At 47.5% G+C, this 19,679-nt stretch carries 22 protein-coding genes and 1 pseudogene; 13 read left to right on the top strand and 10 right to left on the bottom strand.

Annotated features, from left to right (window positions below; all coding sequences use genetic code 11):
- Nucleotides 1-19: 19 nt before the first annotated feature.
- From IY568_RS02130 to IY568_RS02100, 7 genes are read right to left on the bottom strand one after another with little or no spacing between them, the layout of a single operon-like run.
- Nucleotides 20-1,528, bottom strand: coding sequence for an RNA polymerase factor sigma-54 (locus IY568_RS02130; protein ID WP_125558545.1), 1,509 nt, complete (start codon nt 1,526-1,528; stop codon nt 20-22).
- Nucleotides 1,529-1,572: 44 nt separating this feature from the next.
- Nucleotides 1,573-2,298: an LPS export ABC transporter ATP-binding protein gene (gene lptB / locus IY568_RS02125; RefSeq protein WP_010386628.1), complete on the bottom strand. Its 726-nt coding sequence runs from the start codon at nt 2,296-2,298 to the stop codon at nt 1,573-1,575.
- Nucleotides 2,295-2,834, bottom strand: a complete 540-nt coding sequence (gene lptA / locus IY568_RS02120) for a lipopolysaccharide transport periplasmic protein LptA (RefSeq protein ID WP_194866659.1) — start codon at nt 2,832-2,834, stop codon at nt 2,295-2,297. Before lptA ends, lptB begins: the two co-directional genes overlap by 4 nt.
- A complete protein-coding gene (lptC, locus tag IY568_RS02115; protein WP_125558541.1) occupies nt 2,824-3,378 on the bottom strand; it encodes an LPS export ABC transporter periplasmic protein LptC in 555 nt (184 codons plus the stop codon). The genes lptA and lptC overlap by 11 nt, the downstream gene beginning before the upstream one ends.
- Nucleotides 3,375-3,926: a 3-deoxy-manno-octulosonate-8-phosphatase KdsC gene (gene kdsC / locus IY568_RS02110; protein WP_194866658.1), complete on the bottom strand. Its 552-nt coding sequence runs from the start codon at nt 3,924-3,926 to the stop codon at nt 3,375-3,377. The genes lptC and kdsC overlap by 4 nt, the downstream gene beginning before the upstream one ends.
- Nucleotides 3,927-4,898, bottom strand: a complete 972-nt coding sequence (locus IY568_RS02105) for a KpsF/GutQ family sugar-phosphate isomerase (RefSeq protein ID WP_125558537.1) — start codon at nt 4,896-4,898, stop codon at nt 3,927-3,929. It abuts the gene before it with no gap.
- Nucleotides 4,899-4,907: 9 nt separating this feature from the next.
- A complete protein-coding gene (locus IY568_RS02100) occupies nt 4,908-5,867 on the bottom strand; it encodes a calcium/sodium antiporter (RefSeq protein ID WP_125558535.1) in 960 nt (319 codons plus the stop codon).
- 229 nt (nt 5,868-6,096) lie between these two features.
- On the opposite strand from IY568_RS02100, the gene IY568_RS02095 reads away from it, so the two are divergent.
- The 7 genes and pseudogenes from IY568_RS02095 to murA all read left to right on the top strand — a co-directional run bounded on the left by IY568_RS02095 (nt 6,097) and on the right by murA (nt 10,754).
- Nucleotides 6,097-6,903 (top strand): ATP-binding cassette domain-containing protein, encoded by an 807-nt coding sequence (locus IY568_RS02095; protein WP_125558533.1) that lies wholly within the window; start codon nt 6,097-6,099, stop codon nt 6,901-6,903.
- Nucleotides 6,900-7,679 carry a lipid asymmetry maintenance ABC transporter permease subunit MlaE gene (gene mlaE / locus IY568_RS02090; RefSeq protein WP_049862868.1) on the top strand — a complete coding sequence of 260 codons (780 nt, stop codon included), beginning with the start codon at nt 6,900-6,902 and terminating at the stop codon, nt 7,677-7,679. The genes IY568_RS02095 and mlaE overlap by 4 nt, the downstream gene beginning before the upstream one ends.
- 14 nt (nt 7,680-7,693) lie before the next feature.
- On the top strand, nt 7,694-8,239 hold the full coding sequence (mlaD, locus tag IY568_RS02085) for an outer membrane lipid asymmetry maintenance protein MlaD (RefSeq protein ID WP_125558531.1): 546 nt from the start codon (nt 7,694-7,696) through the stop codon (nt 8,237-8,239).
- Nucleotides 8,240-8,244: 5 nt separating this feature from the next.
- Nucleotides 8,245-8,927 (top strand): annotated as a pseudogene (locus IY568_RS02080) (MlaC/ttg2D family ABC transporter substrate-binding protein).
- On the top strand, nt 8,920-9,213 hold the full coding sequence (locus IY568_RS02075) for an STAS domain-containing protein (RefSeq protein ID WP_010386611.1): 294 nt from the start codon (nt 8,920-8,922) through the stop codon (nt 9,211-9,213). The pseudogene IY568_RS02080 and the gene IY568_RS02075 overlap by 8 nt, the downstream one beginning before the upstream one ends.
- 5 nt (nt 9,214-9,218) lie before the next feature.
- Nucleotides 9,219-9,476, top strand: a complete 258-nt coding sequence (locus tag IY568_RS02070) for a BolA family protein (protein ID WP_010386610.1) — start codon at nt 9,219-9,221, stop codon at nt 9,474-9,476.
- 12 nt (nt 9,477-9,488) lie between these two features.
- Nucleotides 9,489-10,754 carry a UDP-N-acetylglucosamine 1-carboxyvinyltransferase gene (murA, locus tag IY568_RS02065; RefSeq protein ID WP_125558529.1) on the top strand — a complete coding sequence of 422 codons (1,266 nt, stop codon included), beginning with the start codon at nt 9,489-9,491 and terminating at the stop codon, nt 10,752-10,754.
- 67 nt (nt 10,755-10,821) lie between these two features.
- Here murA and IY568_RS02060 read toward each other — a convergent pair whose 3' ends face one another.
- The 3 genes from IY568_RS02060 to IY568_RS02050 all read right to left on the bottom strand — a co-directional run bounded on the left by IY568_RS02060 (nt 10,822) and on the right by IY568_RS02050 (nt 14,094).
- Nucleotides 10,822-11,904 (bottom strand): trypsin-like peptidase domain-containing protein, encoded by a 1,083-nt coding sequence (locus IY568_RS02060; RefSeq protein ID WP_125558527.1) that lies wholly within the window; start codon nt 11,902-11,904, stop codon nt 10,822-10,824.
- Between the two features lie 273 nt (nt 11,905-12,177).
- Nucleotides 12,178-13,530, bottom strand: a complete 1,353-nt coding sequence (locus IY568_RS02055) for a DegQ family serine endoprotease (RefSeq protein WP_138538341.1) — start codon at nt 13,528-13,530, stop codon at nt 12,178-12,180.
- 111 nt (nt 13,531-13,641) lie between these two features.
- On the bottom strand, nt 13,642-14,094 hold the full coding sequence (locus IY568_RS02050) for a YhcB family protein (protein WP_049862865.1): 453 nt from the start codon (nt 14,092-14,094) through the stop codon (nt 13,642-13,644).
- Nucleotides 14,095-14,237: 143 nt separating this feature from the next.
- Between IY568_RS02050 and zapE the strand changes: the two genes are divergently transcribed.
- The 6 genes from zapE to IY568_RS02020 all read left to right on the top strand — a co-directional run bounded on the left by zapE (nt 14,238) and on the right by IY568_RS02020 (nt 19,554).
- A complete protein-coding gene (gene zapE / locus IY568_RS02045; RefSeq protein WP_125558647.1) occupies nt 14,238-15,332 on the top strand; it encodes a cell division protein ZapE in 1,095 nt (364 codons plus the stop codon).
- Between the two features lie 270 nt (nt 15,333-15,602).
- Nucleotides 15,603-16,031, top strand: coding sequence for a 50S ribosomal protein L13 (gene rplM / locus IY568_RS02040; protein ID WP_010386604.1), 429 nt, complete (start codon nt 15,603-15,605; stop codon nt 16,029-16,031).
- 12 nt (nt 16,032-16,043) lie between these two features.
- Nucleotides 16,044-16,433 carry a 30S ribosomal protein S9 gene (rpsI, locus tag IY568_RS02035; RefSeq protein WP_010386602.1) on the top strand — a complete coding sequence of 130 codons (390 nt, stop codon included), beginning with the start codon at nt 16,044-16,046 and terminating at the stop codon, nt 16,431-16,433.
- Nucleotides 16,434-16,937: 504 nt separating this feature from the next.
- Nucleotides 16,938-17,528 (top strand): ubiquinol-cytochrome c reductase iron-sulfur subunit, encoded by a 591-nt coding sequence (gene petA / locus IY568_RS02030; protein WP_010386601.1) that lies wholly within the window; start codon nt 16,938-16,940, stop codon nt 17,526-17,528.
- Nucleotides 17,528-18,820 carry a cytochrome b gene (locus tag IY568_RS02025; protein ID WP_010386600.1) on the top strand — a complete coding sequence of 431 codons (1,293 nt, stop codon included), beginning with the start codon at nt 17,528-17,530 and terminating at the stop codon, nt 18,818-18,820. Before petA ends, IY568_RS02025 begins: the two co-directional genes overlap by 1 nt.
- Nucleotides 18,817-19,554 carry a cytochrome c1 gene (locus IY568_RS02020; RefSeq protein WP_040644677.1) on the top strand — a complete coding sequence of 246 codons (738 nt, stop codon included), beginning with the start codon at nt 18,817-18,819 and terminating at the stop codon, nt 19,552-19,554. Before IY568_RS02025 ends, IY568_RS02020 begins: the two co-directional genes overlap by 4 nt.
- Nucleotides 19,555-19,679 lie beyond the last annotated feature (125 nt).

Genomic DNA, 19,679 nt, shown 5'->3' with positions numbered 1-19,679 from the left:
TTTCCTTCTGTAGTTACGTCTAAATCAGGCTTTTACGCTGATTGGACGGTGGGATAGCCAAAGACTCTCGGTATTTGGCAATTGTACGTCTAGCCACTTTGATCCCTTGATCTGCCAATACGTCCGCAATCTTGCTGTCACTCAAAGGTTTAGCTGTATTTTCTGCGGCAATTAGCTTTTTGATCAATGCTCTGATTGCAGTCGAAGAGCATTCTCCTCCGTTTTCAGTGCTGACATGGCTTGAGAAGAAATACTTCAACTCATAGATACCGCGTGGCGTGTGCATATACTTTTGAGTTGTTACACGTGAAATCGTGGACTCATGCATGTCGACCATTTCGGCCACATCATTCAGTACCATCGGCTTCATTGCCTCGGGGCCATGTTCAAAGAATGCCTGTTGTTGCTGCACAATGCAATTAGTAACTTTTAATAAAGTTTCATTGCGGCTTTCCAGGCTCTTGATGAACCATTTTGCCTCTTGCAAGTGTGAACGAATAAACTGACTATCTGTGCTGGACTTGACTGAACGGGACATCGCAGCGTAGTGGTCATTCACTCTAATTTTTGGCATTGAATCGGGGTTGAGTTCAACAACCCAGCGACCTTTCACTTTTTTAACCGACACATCCGGGATCACATAGTCTGCTTCTTCTTGCACTATGCTGGCGGCAGGTTTCGGGTTTAGGCCGTGGATCAGGGTCATTACTTCTTTCAGATCCGCTTCTTTGAGTTTGGTTTTTTTCATCAAAGTGCGGTAATCCCGGCTGGCTAACAGATCTATGTGCTCAGTCAGAATTTCTTTGGTCTGTGCAAGCCAGGGGGTATTTGGGTCAAACTGGTTGAGCTGAATGCACAGGCATTCTTGCAGGCTGCGTGCAGCAATCCCAACGGGGTCAAATAGTTGGATCCGTTTCAGTACGGCCTCTACTTCATCCTGCTCAATTAGCTCGTCATCGTTGTCCTGATTCATGCTTTCGACGATGTCTTCGCAGCTGATGGTCAACAGGCCTGCGTCATCAACCGCTTCTACAATTGCAAGGGCGATGGCTCTGTCTGTTGGACTAAAAGGCGTCAGTTCCAACTGCCACATCAGGTATTCTTGCAATGTCTCAGTCGTTTTACCCTGGTAAATGGTTTCGTCTTCCGGCATTGGGCCTGAACTGCTTGCCGGTGCGGCACTGATGTACTCATCCCAGGTTACGTCCATTGCCAAATCGTCGCTGACGGTGTCTTTGTTTAGTGCAGCATCGCTGTCTTGTTCGTAGTCGCTGACAGCCGCCTCTTCATAGCTGTCGTTGTCACTCGTTGTAGGTTGTTCCAAATCGGAATCCGACTTGGACTGAGTTTCATTATCTTGTGATTCAGACTCACCTTCTTCCACTTCCAACAAAGGGTTGCTATCAAGCGCTTCTTGGATTTCTTGTTGGAGATCTAGCGTACTCAACTGTAACAGACGAATAGCCTGTTGCAGTTGTGGTGTCATTGTCAGTTGCTGCCCCATGCGCAGCTGTAGCGATTGCCTCATGTATCTCTAACAATCCTTTTTGTTATTTACTTCTAATTTTATAACTATAGCCTGAATTGCTCACCTAGGTAGACATCCCGCACGGTTTGATCGGCCAGAACATGCTCCGGGGTGCCTGCTGCTATCAGTTCACCATGTGACACTATATAAGCTTTCTCACAGACGTCCAGCGTTTCACGCACGTTGTGGTCAGTGATCAGTACGCCTATCCCACGGTTTTTCAGGTGTTCTATAATTTTCTTTATATCTAACACTGAAATAGGATCAACGCCAGCGAAAGGCTCATCTAATAAGATAAATTTTGGATCTGCCGCAAGGGCGCGGGCAATTTCTACCCGGCGTCGTTCACCGCCCGATAGTGCCATACCCTGGCTATCGCGAATATGCTGGATATTAAACTCATCTAACAGCTCATTGAGGATGACTTCTCGTTGTTCTTTGTTCAGCTCTTTACGAGTTTCTAAAATGGCCATCAGGTTCTGATAGACGGTCAGCTTGCGAAAAATAGAGGACTCTTGTGGCAGGTAACCAATACCAAGTCTTGCTCGGCTATGCATTGGCAATAAGGTAATGTCTTGTTCGTCAATATGTATGCTGCCCTTATCACTGGGCACCAGGCCGACAATCATATAAAAAGTGGTGGTTTTACCTGCGCCATTTGGGCCAAGGAGGCCAACAATACTGCCAGCTTCAACGCTTAACTCAACGTTTTTAACAACCTGTCTGCCCTTATAGCTTTTGGCCAGTGCGGTGGCGGTTAATTTACTCACGGATTACCCTTCTCTTTTGGTTGCTGGGGGTTCTCTTTTTCAGGTAACAGAATGGTTCTCACACGGTTTTGTTCTTGCTCCCCGCGCTGTGCGCTGATCAGCTTCTTTTCCATATCATAAACGATGGTTTGCGCGCTAATTTTTTGCCCTGCCTGACTGATCTCTGCACCGCCTTTTATGGTGAGCATGCGGTTTGCGACGTCATAGCGCACTTCTTTGGCGGTTGCCTTGAGTAAAGAGCCATCCGTCTGACGCTCTTGAAATACGGCTGGGCTGCCTGTTGCAACCAGCAGCTGCTTGTTTTTACCCAGTTCTTCCCGACGGTGCACCTCGAGACGATCGGCCAGAATTTTCCGGTTACCGTGAATGATTTCGACGTTTTCCTCGAATACGCCAATATTGGTTTGCAACTGGGCCAGCTGAGTGCCAGAACTGATAATCACCTGATCAGCAGCTGTATTTTCTGCATAAGCTGCAGGATGAAAGGCACTCAAAGTGCACAGTAAGATCAAGGAACAGGTTAATTTATTGCTCATAATAAATTGTTTCAGTGTGGTTGATGAGTTCAATGATTTCGGTATTGAGATCGGCCACTAAGCCTTTACCTGAAATCGTTAAGTTTGGCCCGGTAATTTCTACTGGGTGCTCAGAGCGCATGTGCTTTTCATTAATATCGACTTGCACATGATCGGCGTTGATGTGCTTTATCATGGCATCAGCCGTCAGATTTGTTGCCTGCACTTCACCTTCCAAAATCAGCGTATTGTTGCCATATAAGGTGGCTTCATTGGCCTTGAGTTGCCAGTTTTGCTGGTCGTTGTGCAATGTAAAAATTGGCGCGGTAAAGTGGCTAAACCCTAGCTCCTGATAGAGTTCCATTCTATCTGCCGTAATTTGATAGCTGAGCTGCCCATTTTCTGCGTAATTGGTTTGCTTCAGATCGATGGCGACATAATCGGGTTTAGCCAGCACTTCTTCTGATCGCGGTGCGACCTGTCCCGATTGCGTTAAATAGGGATACCACAGCCATAACATGGTGAGGCTGAATACAACGAGCAATAAGGCGCGAAGTACGGTCATACGCTACTGCCTTCATAACCCAATGATTTGCCCTGACAGAGCAGCAGTAAGTCAGTCAGCTCCCGAACCGCACCAAACCCGCCGGGTAACAAAGTTCTGTAATCAGCTGCACGAACCACCATAGGGTGAGCATCTTGCACGGCCGCAGACAGACCGACTTTGAGCATCACAGGTAAGTCAGGTGCATCATCGCCGATATAGGCAATCTCGTGATCTGCCAGCTGCAATTTGTCTTTCAACTCAGCGTAGCCTTGCAACTTGTCTTCCATACCCTGATAGATGTACTTAACGTTGAGGCTAGTCATGCGCTGCTGAACAATGTGTGAATGACGCCCCGTGATTACTGCCACTTCAACGCCGCCATTGATCAGGGCTTTTATGCCGAAACCATCTTTGGTATTAAATGCTTTTAACTCTTCGCCCTGATTGCCCAGATATATGCGGCCATCAGAGAATACCCCATCGATGTCGCAGATCAGCAGTTTAATCGCCTGCGCTTTTTGTACAACAGTATCATCGATGGGTTGATATAGGTCGGAAAACAGCATTTATAATACTCCTGCTCGCAGCAAATCTTGCATATTTAACGCGCCGATTGGACAATTTTGCTCATCAATGACAATCAGGCCATTGATGCGTTTTTTCTCCATGATATGTAATGCTTCAGCAGCCAACATATCCTGTGTCACTGTGGTACATTGCTTGGTCATGACTGAGTCTATCGGGGTACTGTGTAAATCCAGTCTTTGCTCAATAATACGGCGTAAATCGCCATCTGTGAACAAGCCTTGGAGCTGCCCCTTTGCATCGACAATGGTGGTCATGCCGAGACCTTTGCCTGACATCTCAAACAGGGCATCGGTCACCGTGCAGCCTTGCGATACAACGGGTACCGCTTTGCCCGAATGCATTACATCCGCCAGTGTTAACAGCAGGCGCTTACCCAGGCTGCCTCCAGGGTGAGACAAGGCGAAGTCATCTGCCGTGAAGCCGCGGGCTTCGAGCAGTGCCACCGCTAAGGCGTCTCCCATGACCAGAGTAGCTGTGGTGCTGGCCGTTGGTGCGAGCCCTAATGGGCAGGCTTCTTTGGAGACTTTAATGCACAAATGGATATCTGCCAGCTTTGCCATGTTCGACTCGGGGTTACCCGTCATGCTGATGATTTGCGCGCCAATGCGTTTGATTACCGGCACGATGGCCAATACTTCGTGCGTCTCACCTGAGTTAGAGATCAGTAATACCACATCATCAGCCGTGATCATGCCTAAATCACCATGGCTAGCCTCACCCGGGTGAACAAAAAATGCTGGCGTGCCCGTGCTGGCCAGTGTCGCCGCGATTTTATTGCCAATATGACCTGACTTACCCATGCCGATCACTATGATTCGACCACGGCATTGCAACATGAGTTCACAGGCAGCAGTAAATCGTGCATCAACATACTGGGCGATCTCGATAATCGCTTGTTGTTCGATTTCTAGTACCTGTTTGGCAGAACCAATAAAATTGTGCGTGCTCATGCTGAATCCTTAAATAATAAAGTACATATAACCACAGAATGCACCAAGGAGTAGCCCGCCTTCAACACGGTTAATTTGTCGGCGCCCTTTGAGGCTAACACTCATCAGCACTAATGCGGCTGTTGCGCCGAGCATGACATAGATGTCCCTGTTTGCAATATTGCTGTCCAGTGTTGCCGGATTCAGGATCCCCGCAATGGACAACACTGCCAGAATATTAAAGATGTTTGAGCCGATGATATTACCCAGTACCAGGTCGTCTTCATTTTTGAGCACGCCGGCCACACAGGCGGCCAGCTCAGGTAAACTGGTTCCGATAGCGATAATAGTCAGACCGATCAGCAGGTCGCTCATGCCAAAGTATTTTGCAATGTCGACGGCTGCGTCGACCAGGTAGTCGGCACTCACCGGCAATAAAATCATCCCCACAACCAGCCAAAATATGGCTTTGCTCATTGGGACATCACTTGGAACTTCATCACAGGCTTCGGAAATAAGTGGATCGTCCTGGTCGGTTTTGCCTGTTTTTGAGATATAGATTAGGCCACCGATAAACACAAAAAAGCCAATTAACAGCAGCCAACCTTCCAGCGCGCTAAACTGGTTATCACTGATGATCAACCAGGCGGCCAGTGACACGACTACCAACAGCGGCATCTCACGCTTTAAAATGCCTGAACCAACCGCCAGTGGACGCAATAGTGCTGTAATACCAAGTACCATGAGGATATTGGCGATGTTGGAGCCAATGGCGTTGCCAACGGCGGTGTCAGTTTTGTCGACCAGCGCAGCTTGCGCAGCGACCATCATTTCAGGTGCTGAGGAGCCCATTGCAACGATAGTCAAACCCACAATCAACGTTGGTACCCCGAGGTTTTTGGCCAGCGCCGCAGCGCCATACACGAAGCGATCGGCACTCCATACCAGGGCAATGAATCCAAGAATGAGTATGACAAACGATAAAACCATGAAGTCTAAGCCAAGTTACTAAATTCAATGGCGCAGATAGTATCAAATCGCTCATCAAATGTATAAATAAAGTCATCGCTTTTGAGAGAGGAAAAAACCCCGAGAGGTGCCTATTTCGCACAACAAATATGGCGAATCAATTACAAAATTTTACCATTAAGGGTTTTCCATCTCGCAGCAAAACAACGTATTATTCCACAATTGAAAAAAGTATGATGTGGAGAGCGACTTGACGCAGTCAATAGTTGAAGTCAGGGATTTGACCTTTTCTCGTGGTGAAAGGACAATCTACAAAAATATGAGTTTCTCCGTCCCCAAAGGGAAAATTACGGCCATTATGGGGCCCAGTGGTATTGGTAAAACCACTATGCTTAGGCTGATCGGTGGTCAGCTCAAGCCCGATAGTGGGGAAATCCTCTTCTGTGGTGACAGTATTCCATCTATGTCCCGCCAGGCACTGTATCAGGCGCGTAAGCGAATGAGCATGTTGTTTCAAAGTGGTGCCTTGTTCACGGACATGTCTGTATTTGACAACATTGCTTTTCCGCTCCGAGAGCACACTAAGCTCAGTGAAGAATTAATTCGCCTGGTGGTATTGATGAAGTTACAGGCGGTTGGTTTGCGTGGCGCGCGCGATCTAATGCCATCTGAGTTATCGGGTGGCATGGCACGTCGTGCCGCTTTGGCCAGAGCCATTGCGCTTGACCCTGAATTGATTATGTATGACGAGCCGTTTGCAGGGCAAGATCCTATCTCAATGGGCGTCCTGGTGCGCTTGATTAAATCACTCAATGAAGTGCTGGGCTTATCGTCTTTAATCGTTACCCACGATGTAACTGAAGTACTCAGTATTGCCGATCACGTTGTGATTATCGCTGAACAGGGTGTTATTGGTAGCGGTACGCCTGAACAAATGTTGGCGCACGAATCGCCACTGGTACAGCAGTTCCTGCAAGGCCACTCCGACGGGCCGGTGCCGTTCCATTTCGATGCCGCACCGTATGAGGATGAGTTACTGGCAGGAGGGAGCCATTGATGGATTTTTTGCAGAAGTTAGGTCACAAAACACTGAGCCGCTTTGCGTCGCTAGGCAGGGCAACTCGCATGTTATTGGGGGCCTTGTGCAGCATGCCCAATTTCAGAAAAGGTGGCCCTTTACTGATCCGCCAACTGTATATGGTTGGCCATCAGTCGTTGCTTATTATTATGGTATCAGGCCTCTTTATCGGCATGGTACTGGCGCTACAGGGCTACACTGTATTGGTCGACTATGGGGCAGAAGATAGTCTGGGGCCGCTGGTGGCACTGAGTTTGTTACGTGAACTGGGACCTGTGGTCACTGCATTATTGTTTGCCGGCCGGGCAGGTAGTGCGTTGACTGCGGAGATTGGTCTGATGAAGGCCACTGAGCAACTTTCCAGTCTGGAGATGATGGCCATTGATCCACTGAAACGCGTGATTTCTCCCCGTTTTTGGGCAGGCTTTATTAGTATGCCGCTGTTAGCGTTAATTTTCTCAGCTATTGCGATTCTCGGTGCACATCTGGTTGGTGTGGACTGGTTAGGGGTCGATTCAGGTAGCTTCTGGTCCATTATGCAATCTCAGGTGTCCTTTGAGCAGGATATTGTCAATGGGCTGATTAAAAGTTTTGTATTTGCGCTCATCGTGACCTGGATTGCGCTATACAAAGGGTATGACTGTATCCCAACGTCCGAGGGGATCAGTAAAGCCACCACAGAAACGGTGGTTCATTCTTCTCTTGCTGTTCTGGGCTTCGATTTTGTTCTGACAGCAGTGATGTTTTCAAGTTAAGGGTTTGTAGAAACATGAATACACGGAAAATAGAAATACTGGTCGGCCTGTTCGTGGCTTTAGGTGTGGCCGCCTTCGTAATGCTGGCACTAAAAGTGGCCAATGCAGGGATTAGCGGCAATGGTGAAACCTATACCTTAGAGGCCAAATTTGACAACATCGGCTCGCTTAAAACGCGTGCGCCAATCAAAGTAGGCGGCGTGGTGATAGGCCGCGTTGAGGGGATCAGCATCCACCCACAAGAGTTTGTGCCGGTTGTAAGCATGAGCATTGATAGTCACTATGAGTGTCAATTTTCGGATACCACGTCTGTGTCGATCCTGACGTCGGGCATTTTGGGTGAACAGTATCTGGGTATTTCTCCGGTGATTGCGTCTCAATCTGCGAAACAGACTTGCCTGGGTGAAGAGGTAGTAAGCAATGATGAGCTCGATTTGGGCGACTTGTTTGGTGTTGAAAGTGCAGCCCTGAAAAATGGTGACATGATCACAGATACTAAGTCGGCATTGGTTCTGGAAGAACTGATTGGCCAATTCCTGTTTAATCAAAGTAGTGAGTAATGACCATGATGGCGAAAGTTTTGGGTTTCTTTGCAAGTGTTTTTCTAATTGGACTTGCCAGCACAGTATCTGCCAGTGAGGTAGATATGACCAACCCTTATACTATGGTGCAACAAGTTGCGGACAATACCTTTAAACGCGTGACCAAAGATCAGAATAAGATTGAGCAGGACAAAGAACACCTGCGCGTGATTGTGGAAGAAGAGCTATTGCCTTATATCGACTACAAATACGCCGCTTATCGCGTACTGGGAAGCCACATCCAGAAAGTCCGCAACATTGAGGACAAAGAAGAGAAACGTCAGGCAATCGAGCACATCCGTACGTTTATCGACGTGTTTAAGTCTTATCTGGTTGCGACTTATGCAGGGGTGTTTACTCAGTATACCGATCAGAAGGTTGAGTTTGAACCGGCTCGCGATGCCATGGTGATAAAATCGCTATAGTTAAAACTAAGATAATTGAAGCGGGTAAACCGGATATTAAAATTGATTTCAAAGTGCGTCGCGACAGTAATGGAGAGTGGCGTGCCTTTGACATGATGGCAGAAGGGATCAGTCTGCTTGACGCAAAGCAATCTGAACTGCATGGCATTTTGCGCCAGCAGGGTATTGAGCGTGTGATTGAGTTACTGGACAAGAAAAGCAAGCTGCCTGTGCAGTTTCGAGGTGACGACGGCAATGCCTAATTTGCAATTTAATAAACCCGCGGCTGACACAGTCGCGGTGGTCGGTGAACTCACACGAGATAGCCTGACAAATGAATCGCTTCTTAACCAGTTGTTAGAAAATGCGCAGTCAGTCCTGTATTTTGACCTTTCTGAGGTATCCAGGGTTGACACCGCGGGCTTAGCTTGGTTAATTCACTCTTTAGGCAAATTAAAACAGCAAGACGTGCGTCTTGAGTTAAAAAACGTGCCTGACCAGCTACAAAATCTGATGGCGCTGGGACAGGTCAGCAACCTATTTGAGTGAGTCCAATGGAAACAAACCAAGTTGAAGCTTTACTACAAGAAGCGCTGGAACTTGACGAAGTCAAAGTTAAATCAGAAGGCAGTCATTATGAAGTGATCGCGGTTGGCGGCTGCTTTGAAGATTTGCGCCGAGTGAAGCGCGAGCAAATGGTCTATGCCCCGCTGATGGAAGTGATTAAAGACGGCACTATTCATGCCGTCAGTATTAAGGCCTTTACGCCAACTGAGTGGCAACGCGAGCGCAAATTTATCTTACCTCAATAATCTGGAGCCACAATGGATCAGTTTGTTATCCAAGGTGGCACCACTTTAAACGGTGAAGTCACTATTTCCGGGGCTAAAAATGCAGCCCTGCCAATTCTCTTTGCGGCGATTCTGGCCGATGGAAAAAGCACATTCAGTAATGTACCCAGACTCAGGGATATAGGGACTACAGAAGCCTTGCTGCGCACCTTAGGGGCTGAGGTAAACTGGCGCGGTCAGTTGTTGGAAATTGATGGTGCCAAAGTCGATAAAGTACTGGCTCCTTACGAATTAGTTAAGCAGATGCGGGCATCCGTGCTGGCCCTGGGTCCACTCCTTGCTCGGTTTGGGAAAGCGCAAGTGTCATTACCGGGGGGGTGTGCTATTGGTGCACGGCCTGTGGATTTACACATCGCCGGACTGGAAAAAATGGGCGCGACTATTCGTGTTGAGAATGGCTATATCAATGCGCATATCGCACAAGGTGAGCGCTTGCATGGTGCTGAAGTCTTCATGGAAACCGTATCAGTTGGTGCGACTGAAAACCTCTTAATGGCAGCAACACTGGCTGAGGGTAAAACGGTGCTGGAAAACGCGGCGCGCGAGCCTGAAATTGTCAATTTGGCTGAGTGTCTGGTTGCCATGGGGGCCAAGATTTCTGGTGCCGGTACGAGTCGGATCGAAGTCGAAGGGGTAGAAGCCCTGCAAGGGTGTGAACACAAGATCCTTCCTGACAGAATCGAGACTGGTACCTTTTTGGTGGCGGCGGCGATGAGTCAGGGTGAAGTACTGTGTAAAAACACCGACTACCACAGCCTGGAACCTGTGCTGGATAAATTGCGCGATGCCAATGCATTGGTTGAGGTATCACAAGACAGTATTTTTGTCAGTATGCGTGGCCGGGAATTGCAGGGGGTGAATATCAAAACCATGCCTCATCCGGGTTTTCCAACCGATATGCAGGCGCAGTTTACCGCGCTGAATGTGGTCGCAAATGGCAGTGCAACCATCACTGAAACCATCTTTGAAAATCGCTTTATGCATGTCCCTGAACTGCAACGTATGGGGGCCAATATTCGCCTTGAAGGTAACACAGCGTATTGTGGTGAGACGGCATTCCTGTCTGGTGCACAGGTGATGGCGACCGATCTGCGGGCGTCGGCCAGTTTGATCTTAACCGGGATCGTAGCTGAGGGTGAAACAGTGGTCGATCGTATTTATCATGTTGATCGTGGTTATCAGCGCATTGAGGATAAACTCAGCCAGCTGGGTGCCAAGATAAAGCGCCGCCATAATTAAGCTGAATAGATATGATAAAAAAGCGAGCTATGCTCGCTTTTTTATTGTCTTGAACTCGTTTAAGGCTTTAATAAATCGGAGTTTCCAATTCAGCAACTTCCACCATGAAGGTGAGGTGACGGTCGCCCCGATACACTTCAAACTCCAGTTGTGTGCCGGGAGCTGTGTTACCTATTTTACGCAAAGTCTGCTGCGGGTTTTTAACGGGCTCACCTGCCACTTTTGTGACTATGTCATTTTCTTTCATACCGGCTTGCCAGGCTGGGCCCAGCGGGTCCAAGTCGCTGATCCGTAAACCCACAATAGTGGTGTAGACATTCGTTACTTCCTGACCTGTATTATCGACTGGTGTGCCTCTGAAGCCCAGGTAGCCACGGATAACCCGGCCATCTTTGATCAGTTTAGCCATCACATCTTTGGCCAGCGAGTAAGGCACGGCAAACGAAATGCCCTGAATATCGATATTGTATCGGGCTCTGAATTGTGCAGATGTGATCCCGACTAGATCGCCATTGGAGTTGACCAGTGCGCCACCTGAGTTGCCCATGTTTACCGCCGCATCCATTTGTAGCAGGCTGTTGTACTGGCTGTCAGTCAGGGTTTGCTTACCGGTGGCACTGATGATCCCCTGAGTGATAGTTTGTCCCAGGTTTAACGGGTTACCGATGGCCAAAACAACATCTCCGACTTGCGGGGTAAAAGCATCGTCAACCGGGATAACGGGTAAGTGCTCAGCCTTAATTTTTAACAGCGCGAGGTCTGTAATAGTGTCATACCCGACCAGTTGTACCTCGTTGAATAAACGCCCATCCGGCAACAACACAATGATTTGATCAGCATTATTTACAACGTGATAGTTAGTCAGGATATAGCCTTCTCGGCTCATGATCACGCCAGAGCCAAGCTCCTGGACGGTATTTTGCCGTTTGAATCTCGGTTGATTACTGAAGCTTTCTGAAAAAATCGATACCACGGCCGGGGCTGCGCGATTCACACCGGATGCAAAGCTCATATGCTGCGCTGTGTAATGACCGTTAAGGTCAAGGCGCAGAGCATTCTGGCGCAACTCGGGCGTGAACCAGATGATAATCAATGCCAGGCCTAAACCGACCAAGACAGGTGGAAGAATGAGCTTGAGTAATTTGAACACGGTTATTTTTTATCTAGTTATCTGTGTAGAGGGTAATAATGGCATAATTAACAGCAATCTGCATTAATACAATCGTTGATTGGAGGCCTAAGACGATCATCAAATGTATAAAAATCACTCATCAGAACAAACGAATAGAAAATTGCCGGGGACCTACCATCACGCTTTTGTCGCCTAAAGGTGGATTGTTTACTGCGCTGGAAAAATAAAAACACAGCGACAAGTGCCGCTGTGTTTTTTGTTACATGTGGTGAAGGGGATGGGATCAGTACATTACTGAATAAGGTAAAATACTGAATCACGCCCGCGTTTAATGCCCAGTACAATATTGCCCTGAATGTCGTCAATCAGGCGCTTCATATCCCGCACTGAGGCAACACGTTGGCGGTTAACCTGCATAATGACATCGCCTTCTTGCAGACCCACTCGGGCGGCAGGTGAGCGCTCTTCGACAGAGACAACGACTATGCCCTGATTACCATTACGTTCACCGCTTTCCAGCACGGCGCCTTGCAGGCTTGGGTGGATACGGTCGGCTTCGGCGCGTTGTTCACTCTGACCTTTTAATTCAACCTTAAGCGTTCGGGTATCGCCATCACGATAGACGTCAATCTTGACTTTTTTACCTTCGCCGAGGGTGGCAATCTTGCCGCGCAGCTCTTCAAAGCTCTCAATCTTGTCGCCATTAAGGGCGATGATCACGTCATTGGCTTTAATGCCCGCTTCATCTGCGGCTGAGTCTTTAACGACCTCCTGAACAAAGGCACCTTGTTTGACATCAAAGCCTTGTGCTTTTGCCAGGCCTGCGTCCAGGGTTCGGCCTCGGATCCCCAGTGAGCCACGACGTACCTGACCATATTCAATAATTTGGTCGACCAGGTTTTTCATCATATTTGAAGGAATAGCAAAGCCGATGCCGACATTCCCGCCTGAGGCACCCAGGATTGCGGTATTAATACCAATGAGTTCTCCACGCAAATTAACCAGTGCGCCACCTGAGTTGCCCTGGTTAATGGCGGCATCGGTCTGAATAAAGTCTTCGTACCCTTCGATGTTCAGTCCACTGCGGCCCAGGGCACTGACGATGCCTGAGGTAACGGTGTGGCTGAGGCCAAATGGGTTACCAATAGCCACAGAGAAGTCACCGACTCTGAGCTTGTCAGAGTCTGCCAGCTTCACTTCGGTGAGATCTTCGCCTTCGATCTGTAATAATGCAATATCTGACTCTTTGTCTGTACCAACCAGCTCTGCTTTAAACTCTCGGCCATCTTTGAGGGTGACCACGATATTGTCTGCTTCGTCGATAACATGGTTGTTGGTAACCACATACCCTTCATCTGCATCTATGATGACGCCGGAGCCCAGGCCACTGAAGGGACGCTTTTGAGAGCGCGGGGCAGGGTTACCAAAAAAGAAATCAAATGGATCAACGCGTCGGCGTACTTCTTTGGCACCAGAGACCTGGATGCTGACCACCCCAGGGGTGACCTTTTCCAGCATCGGAGCCAGCGTTGGCAGCTGTTGGCCATCAACGGCCACCGGCAGGCGCGCATGAGCGGTTTCTGGTAATAAAAATAAGCTTGAAGAAAGTAGCGCTGCGGTAAGTAATGATAATTTCAGTTTCATAGTCGTGGAATTCTCCTGGAAACAGCGTTAGTCCGTTGGGCGATGCGCCTTCGCGCATCTCCCATTATTCAATTGCTATTTCTACTGACTATGGGGTCAAAAAAAAGTTCATCAAGAGGCTTTTAATTGCTCACTTTGTGACCCTTCTCCTTTGAACAGGCCGCTTTCTCCTTCAACATAATCACTTGGCGGGGCATCGTGTGTTTGCTCATTGGCACGACGTTTCTCGCCTCGCATGTGTAATGAAGCGTGGAGTTGCTCGGTGGTCTCTTTCGAGAAGAAAGGTTCACTTGGCGTTGATTTTTCCTGGCTAAGGAGCTGTTTACCGTCTTCAAAGTGACGGTTCAGCAGGGTGTAGTTTTCTTCCAGTTTAGCCATCAGCTTTTTGCTGTCTGCAAGATGATCGCTGACATCCTGACGATACTGTTCCAGTGCATGCTGTGCTTCTTGCGCTTTTTGTTCCAGCTCGTCGTGCTTGAAGCGTTTTTTAGTCAATTGCGTACCGGCAATAAATGCGGCCACTGCAACGAGTACAAGGATCCCGAACCAGGCGATTGTCGTCATAAAATACTCCTGTTGATGATGCGACTAAGTGGCGCACCGAATGCAAAAAAATAATCGACTTAGATAGCTTAAATATACGCTGAGTTTCGATGCGTGTTAATATAGCGGGCAAATAAAACTGCTCTTCGACAATAAAAAAGATGATGACGCCCTGGGAAAAGTACCAACAAGACTTACAGCGTGATGATTTTCACCACGACAGCGCGCAGGAAAATGCCGTGCGGCACCTGCAAAGACTTTATGATGACCTGGTCAATCAGGTGCCGGTCAAAAAAAGCCTGCTGGGCAGCCTGTTTGGACTGAAAAAGACACAACAGCCCAAAGTCAAAGGGTTATATTTCTGGGGCGGCGTAGGGCGCGGGAAAACCTATCTGGTTGATACGTTTTATGAGGCTTTACCGACTGAGCGCAAGATGCGGGTCCATTTTCACCGCTTTATGCATCGTGTTCATGATGAACTTAAGAAACTCAAAGAAGTGAAAAACCCACTTGAAGTGGTGGCAGACATTTTTAAAGCTGAAACCGATATCATCTGTTTCGATGAGTTTTTTGTTCAGGACATTACCGATGCGATGTTGCTCGGTGGCTTAATGGAAGCGCTGTTTGAGCGCGGTATTGTGCTGGTTGCGACGTCCAATATCATTCCTGATGAGCTGTACCGCAATGGCTTGCAACGTGCACGCTTTTTACCGGCAATTGCGCTGGTGAATGAAAATACGGAAGTGGTCAACGTGGATTCGGGGATCGATTACCGTTTGCGAACCCTGGAGCAAGCCGAAATCTTTCACAGTCCGCTGGGTAAAGAAGCCGACGATAACCTGTTTGAGTATTTCGATAAATTGTCGCCTGAACCAGGCAAACTGGACGAGCCTATTGAGATTGAAGGGCGTCTGATCCAGACCCGTAAAGTGTCTGATTGCATTGTGATGTTCGATTTTAGTGCGCTGTGCGAAACGGCGCGCTCTCAGGTGGATTATATGGAGATCAGTCGCCTGTATAACACCGTTATTTTGTCTGATGTTAAACAGATGGGGCAGAACAACGATGATGCGGCAAGGCGTTTTATTGCGCTGGTGGATGAATTCTATGAGCGCAACGTGACGCTGATTATTTCTGCAGAGGCACCCATCACAGAATTATACACCGACGGAACACTGAACTTTGAGTTTAAGCGTTGCATCAGCCGTTTACAGGAAATGCAATCGCTGGAGTATCTCGCCCGCGAGCACCTTGCTTAAGGCGTGCATAATGCCTTAAAACTGGCAATTCACACATATTTCAGAGAATGGCATGTTTTTTGTGGAAAAAACAGCCATCCCCTAGCATCGTGACAAAACCCTTGCTATAATCCGCGGCCTGCCACGTTGCGTTACTATTGCCCTCGTCGGCTTAGCCACTGACTTGAGCGGCAAAAAAGTCTTAAACTCGAAGGGGTTAAAGCACCAAAAAGTAGAGCGGTAGTCATTCGGACTACCTGTGGTTTTAACTGAAAACTTTGGATTTTTATAATGAAAACGTTTGTTGCTAAACCAGAAACTGTAAAACGTGACTGGTACGTAGTTGACGCTGAAGGTAAAACTTTAGGTCGCATTGCTACTGAAATCGCTTCTCGCCTACGCGGTAAGCATAAAGCTGAGTACACTCCACATGTTGACACTGGTGATTACATCATCGTTATCAACGCTGAGAAAGTTACTGTAACTGGTAACAAAGCTCAGGACAAAATGTACTATGCACACTCTGGTTACCCAGGTGGCCTTAAATCTGTAAACTTCGAAAAACTTCAAGCTAAAAAGCCTGAAATGATCATCGAAAAAGCAGTTAAAGGCATGTTACCTCGCGGTCCTCTGGGTCGTGAAATGTTCCGTAAACTGAAAGTTTACGCTGGTAACGAGCATAACCACGCGGCTCAACAGCCTCAGGTTCTAGACATTTAAGGAGCACTACTCATGGCAAATCAATACTACGGTACAGGTCGTCGTAAAAGTTCAAGTGCTCGCGTATTCCTACGCCCAGGCACTGGCAACATCGTAATTAATCAGCGTTCTATCGAAGAGTACTTCGGTCGTGAAACTTCTCGCATGGTTGTTCGTCAGCCTCTAGAGCTAGTTGAAATGACAGAAAAGTTTGACCTATACATCACTGTTGCAGGTGGTGGTTCAACTGGTCAAGCTGGTGCTATCCGTCACGGTATCACTCGTGCACTAATGGAGTTTGACGAGTCACTACGTCCTTCTCTACGTAAAGCTGGCTTTGTTACTCGCGATGCTCGTCAAGTTGAGCGTAAGAAAGTTGGTCTTAAGAAAGCACGTAAGAAGACTCAGTTCTCAAAACGTTAATTTATTACGTTTCAGAATTGCAAAAACCCAGCCTCGTGCTGGGTTTTTTGTTTTTTGCAGTCATAAATCTTCGCAATTTTTGCTGTCCATTTTCCTTCTCAATGCCACGTTTAATCCTTCGGCCAAATTTATGGTCAAAAAAGTTCAATAATTATAATAATTAGTCGAGTTCGGACGATATCTCAGCGCATTTTTTTGCTACAATTGCGGGGCAAGTAATGAGTCGCGAAAACACTGGTTAAATTTTGATAGCTCGCCTGCTGAGCTTGATCTTAGTCAGTGAAAGGTCGCGTATGACGTTTTACCATAGTAAATCGGCTTCATGCTCGAAGTAACCAATCCCCTAATATTCGTGGGTTTATTCGGGCATGGTGCTGGAATAACCTTGTTTTAATCAAGGGATTTATTTATGATCGCGTCTATTTTGTAGTTTCTTAAAATTAACCTGCTGTAACTGATGTTCTCAATATAGCAAGTGTTGAGATTCATAGTGGAGATAAGTGGATGAGCAATGCGCCTGTAGACAACAGCCGACGTCGCTTCTTAACTATCGCTACCTCTGTCGTAGGTGGCGTTGGTGCGGTTGGAGCTGCTGTTCCTTTTATTGCGTCTTGGAATCCGAGTGAGCGAGCTAAATCTGCAGGTGCGCCTGTAGAAGTAGATATCAGCAAGCTTGAGCCTGGACAATTGATTCGTGTTGAGTGGCGAGGCAAACCTGTATGGGTTGTGTATCGTACGCCTACGATGTTGGATGAAATGAAAAAACACGAAGGAAACCTTCGTGATCCTAACTCAGAAGAGCCACAACAGCTCGACTCTGCCAAAAACCCTCATCGTTCTAAGCGCCCTGAGATTTTTGTCGCAGTCGGTATTTGTACTCACTTAGGTTGTTCTCCGTCGTTCCTCAATGGTGGTTTTGGTGAGAAGGTTGAAGGAACGGAGCACGGCTTCTTCTGTCCTTGTCACGGTTCTAAGTTTGATATGGCCGGCCGGGTATTCCAGGCTGTACCAGCTCCTCTGAACCTGGAGATCCCACCTTATACCTTTATTGACGACACTACCATTTTGGTAGGTGAAGAAGAAGGGGTTGCATAATGACTGCGAAGGTTGATAAGCCAGGCGCAATCGGCGCTGTGATGAACTGGATTGACGATCGTATTCCAATGACTCGTGTCTGGAATATGCATATCGCGCAATACCCAGCACCTAAGAACTTTAACTTCTGGTATCTGTTTGGCTCACTGGCTATCCTGGTACTGGTAAACCAGATCCTGACGGGTATCTGGTTGACTATGAACTATGTTCCTTCAGGCGAAGGCGCGTTTGCTTCAATTGAATACATCATGCGTGATGTAGAGTACGGTTGGTTACTGCGTTACTTGCACTCGACAGGGGCGTCGGCATTCTTCGTCGTTGTCTATTTGCACATGTTCCGTGGCATGATCTACGGCTCTTATCAGAAGCCGCGTGAGTTGCTGTGGGTCTTCGGTATGCTTATCTTCCTGGCGTTGATGGCTGAAGCATTCATGGGTTACCTGTTACCTTGGGGCCAGATGTCATTCTGGGGTGCTCAGGTAATTATTTCACTGTTTGGTGCAATCCCAGTTATTGGTGATGACCTGACGTTGTGGATCCGTGGTGACTACGTAATCTCAGGTGCTACTCTGAACCGTTTCTTTGCATTGCACGTAATTGCACTGCCTCTGGTACTGGTTATCCTGGTATTCCTGCACATTGTTGCGCTACACGAAGTGGGTTCAAATAACCCTGACGGTATCGACATCAAGCGTAAAAAAGGCACTGTTGCTGAAGAAGACAAGCCTAAATTCAAGTTCCACGAGTACTATACAAGTAAGAAAGACATCGTTGATGCGATCCCTTTCCACCCGTATTATACCGTTAAAGATATTCTGGGTGTGGCTGGTTTCTTAATTCTGTTCTGCTGGGTAGTATTCTTCATGCCAGAAATGAACGGTTTCTTCTTAGAAGCGCCTAACTTTGAAGCGGCTAACCCGCTGAAAACACCAGAGCATATTTTCCCAGTTTGGTACTTCACGCCTTTCTACGCCATCCTGCGTGCAATCCCTGATAAGCTGCTGGGTGTTATTGCGATGGGTGTGTCTATCGTGATGCTGGCATTACTGCCTTGGCTAGACCGTGGTAAGGTTCGTTCAATCCGCTACCGTAGTGGTATCCACAAGCTGAACATTGCTCAGTTCGTTGTTACCTTCTTCATCTTGGGTTGGGCTGGTGCAACACCGCAGACAGTGACTTCAACAATTCTGTCGCAAATTTGTACCGTAACTTACTTCATGTTCTTCGTACTGCTGTTTGTGTACTCGAAGAATGAAACTACTAAGCCATTGCCTACGAGGTTGACGAAATGATGAAAAAGCTACTAATTGGTTTATTCGCATTGCTGCCTACCTTTGCAATGGCAGCCGGTCCGTCGGTTCCTTTACTGGAGTCGAACCATGACCTGACTGATAATGCGTCTTTGCAACGCGGTGCTAAGTTGTTCATGAACTACTGCCTGGGTTGTCACCAGATGCAGTATCAGCGTTATGAGCGTACTTTCCGTGACATCGGTATCCCGGTTGATATTGGTAAAGAGACCCTAATTTTTGATGGTTCAAAAGTGGGTGGTCACATTCTGAATGCCATGGATACAGATGACGCAGCAAAATGGTTTGGTGCTGCGCCACCAGATCTCACTTTGGTTGCTCGTGTACGTGGTGCTGACTGGATCTATACTTATCTGAAGTCATTCTACGTTGACGAAAGCCGTCCGTTTGGTGTGAACAACTCAGTGTTCCCACTGGTTGGTATGCCACACGTACTGCAAGAGTTACAAGGTGTGCCTACTGCGGAATTTGAAGAAGTAGAAGAGAACGGCGTAGTCGTTCAGAAAGTGAAAAGCATCTCAACAGATGGTTCAGGTGAGCTAAGCTCAGATGAATATGATCAGGCCGTTCGTGACCTGACTAACTTCATGGCCTATGTTGGTGAGCCTTCACGCCTTCAATCAGAAGCAATGGGTATTAAAGTACTTGGCTTCCTGGTTATCTTCTTCATTCTGGCATTCCTGCTGAAGAAAGAATACTGGAGAGATGTCCATTAATCTGGACATTTACCAGCAATTGATGCAATAGGGGCTTAAGCCCCTATTGCTGTTTTTATCGATTTTATTACATAAAATTGGTATTAAAGTGATTTTATTACTTTGTCATTAATTTATGGAGGTAG

It is taken from the genome of Pseudoalteromonas sp. PPB1, assembly GCF_015356275.1.
Classification (GTDB): Bacteria; Pseudomonadota; Gammaproteobacteria; order Enterobacterales; family Alteromonadaceae; genus Pseudoalteromonas; species Pseudoalteromonas rubra_D.
Note: the sequence above shows the minus strand (reverse complement) of the source record. Positions and strands in the feature narration are given on the sequence as shown.

Coding starts and splice junctions, on each gene's coding strand:
- IY568_RS02130 (WP_125558545.1), bottom strand. CDS start 1,528: ATGAGGCAATCGCTACAGCTGCGCATGGGGCAGCAACTGACAATGACA.
- lptA (WP_194866659.1), bottom strand. CDS start 2,834: ATGAGCAATAAATTAACCTGTTCCTTGATCTTACTGTGCACTTTGAGT.
- lptC (WP_125558541.1), bottom strand. CDS start 3,378: ATGACCGTACTTCGCGCCTTATTGCTCGTTGTATTCAGCCTCACCATG.
- kdsC (WP_194866658.1), bottom strand. CDS start 3,926: ATGCTGTTTTCCGACCTATATCAACCCATCGATGATACTGTTGTACAA.
- IY568_RS02105 (WP_125558537.1), bottom strand. CDS start 4,898: ATGAGCACGCACAATTTTATTGGTTCTGCCAAACAGGTACTAGAAATC.
- IY568_RS02100 (WP_125558535.1), bottom strand. CDS start 5,867: ATGGTTTTATCGTTTGTCATACTCATTCTTGGATTCATTGCCCTGGTA.
- mlaD (WP_125558531.1), top strand. CDS start 7,694: ATGAATACACGGAAAATAGAAATACTGGTCGGCCTGTTCGTGGCTTTA.
- IY568_RS02075 (WP_010386611.1), top strand. CDS start 8,920: ATGCCTAATTTGCAATTTAATAAACCCGCGGCTGACACAGTCGCGGTG.
- IY568_RS02070 (WP_010386610.1), top strand. CDS start 9,219: ATGGAAACAAACCAAGTTGAAGCTTTACTACAAGAAGCGCTGGAACTT.
- murA (WP_125558529.1), top strand. CDS start 9,489: ATGGATCAGTTTGTTATCCAAGGTGGCACCACTTTAAACGGTGAAGTC.
- IY568_RS02055 (WP_138538341.1), bottom strand. CDS start 13,530: ATGAAACTGAAATTATCATTACTTACCGCAGCGCTACTTTCTTCAAGC.
- IY568_RS02050 (WP_049862865.1), bottom strand. CDS start 14,094: ATGACGACAATCGCCTGGTTCGGGATCCTTGTACTCGTTGCAGTGGCC.
- zapE (WP_125558647.1), top strand. CDS start 14,238: ATGACGCCCTGGGAAAAGTACCAACAAGACTTACAGCGTGATGATTTT.
- rplM (WP_010386604.1), top strand. CDS start 15,603: ATGAAAACGTTTGTTGCTAAACCAGAAACTGTAAAACGTGACTGGTAC.
- rpsI (WP_010386602.1), top strand. CDS start 16,044: ATGGCAAATCAATACTACGGTACAGGTCGTCGTAAAAGTTCAAGTGCT.
- petA (WP_010386601.1), top strand. CDS start 16,938: ATGAGCAATGCGCCTGTAGACAACAGCCGACGTCGCTTCTTAACTATC.
- IY568_RS02025 (WP_010386600.1), top strand. CDS start 17,528: ATGACTGCGAAGGTTGATAAGCCAGGCGCAATCGGCGCTGTGATGAAC.
- IY568_RS02020 (WP_040644677.1), top strand. CDS start 18,817: ATGATGAAAAAGCTACTAATTGGTTTATTCGCATTGCTGCCTACCTTT.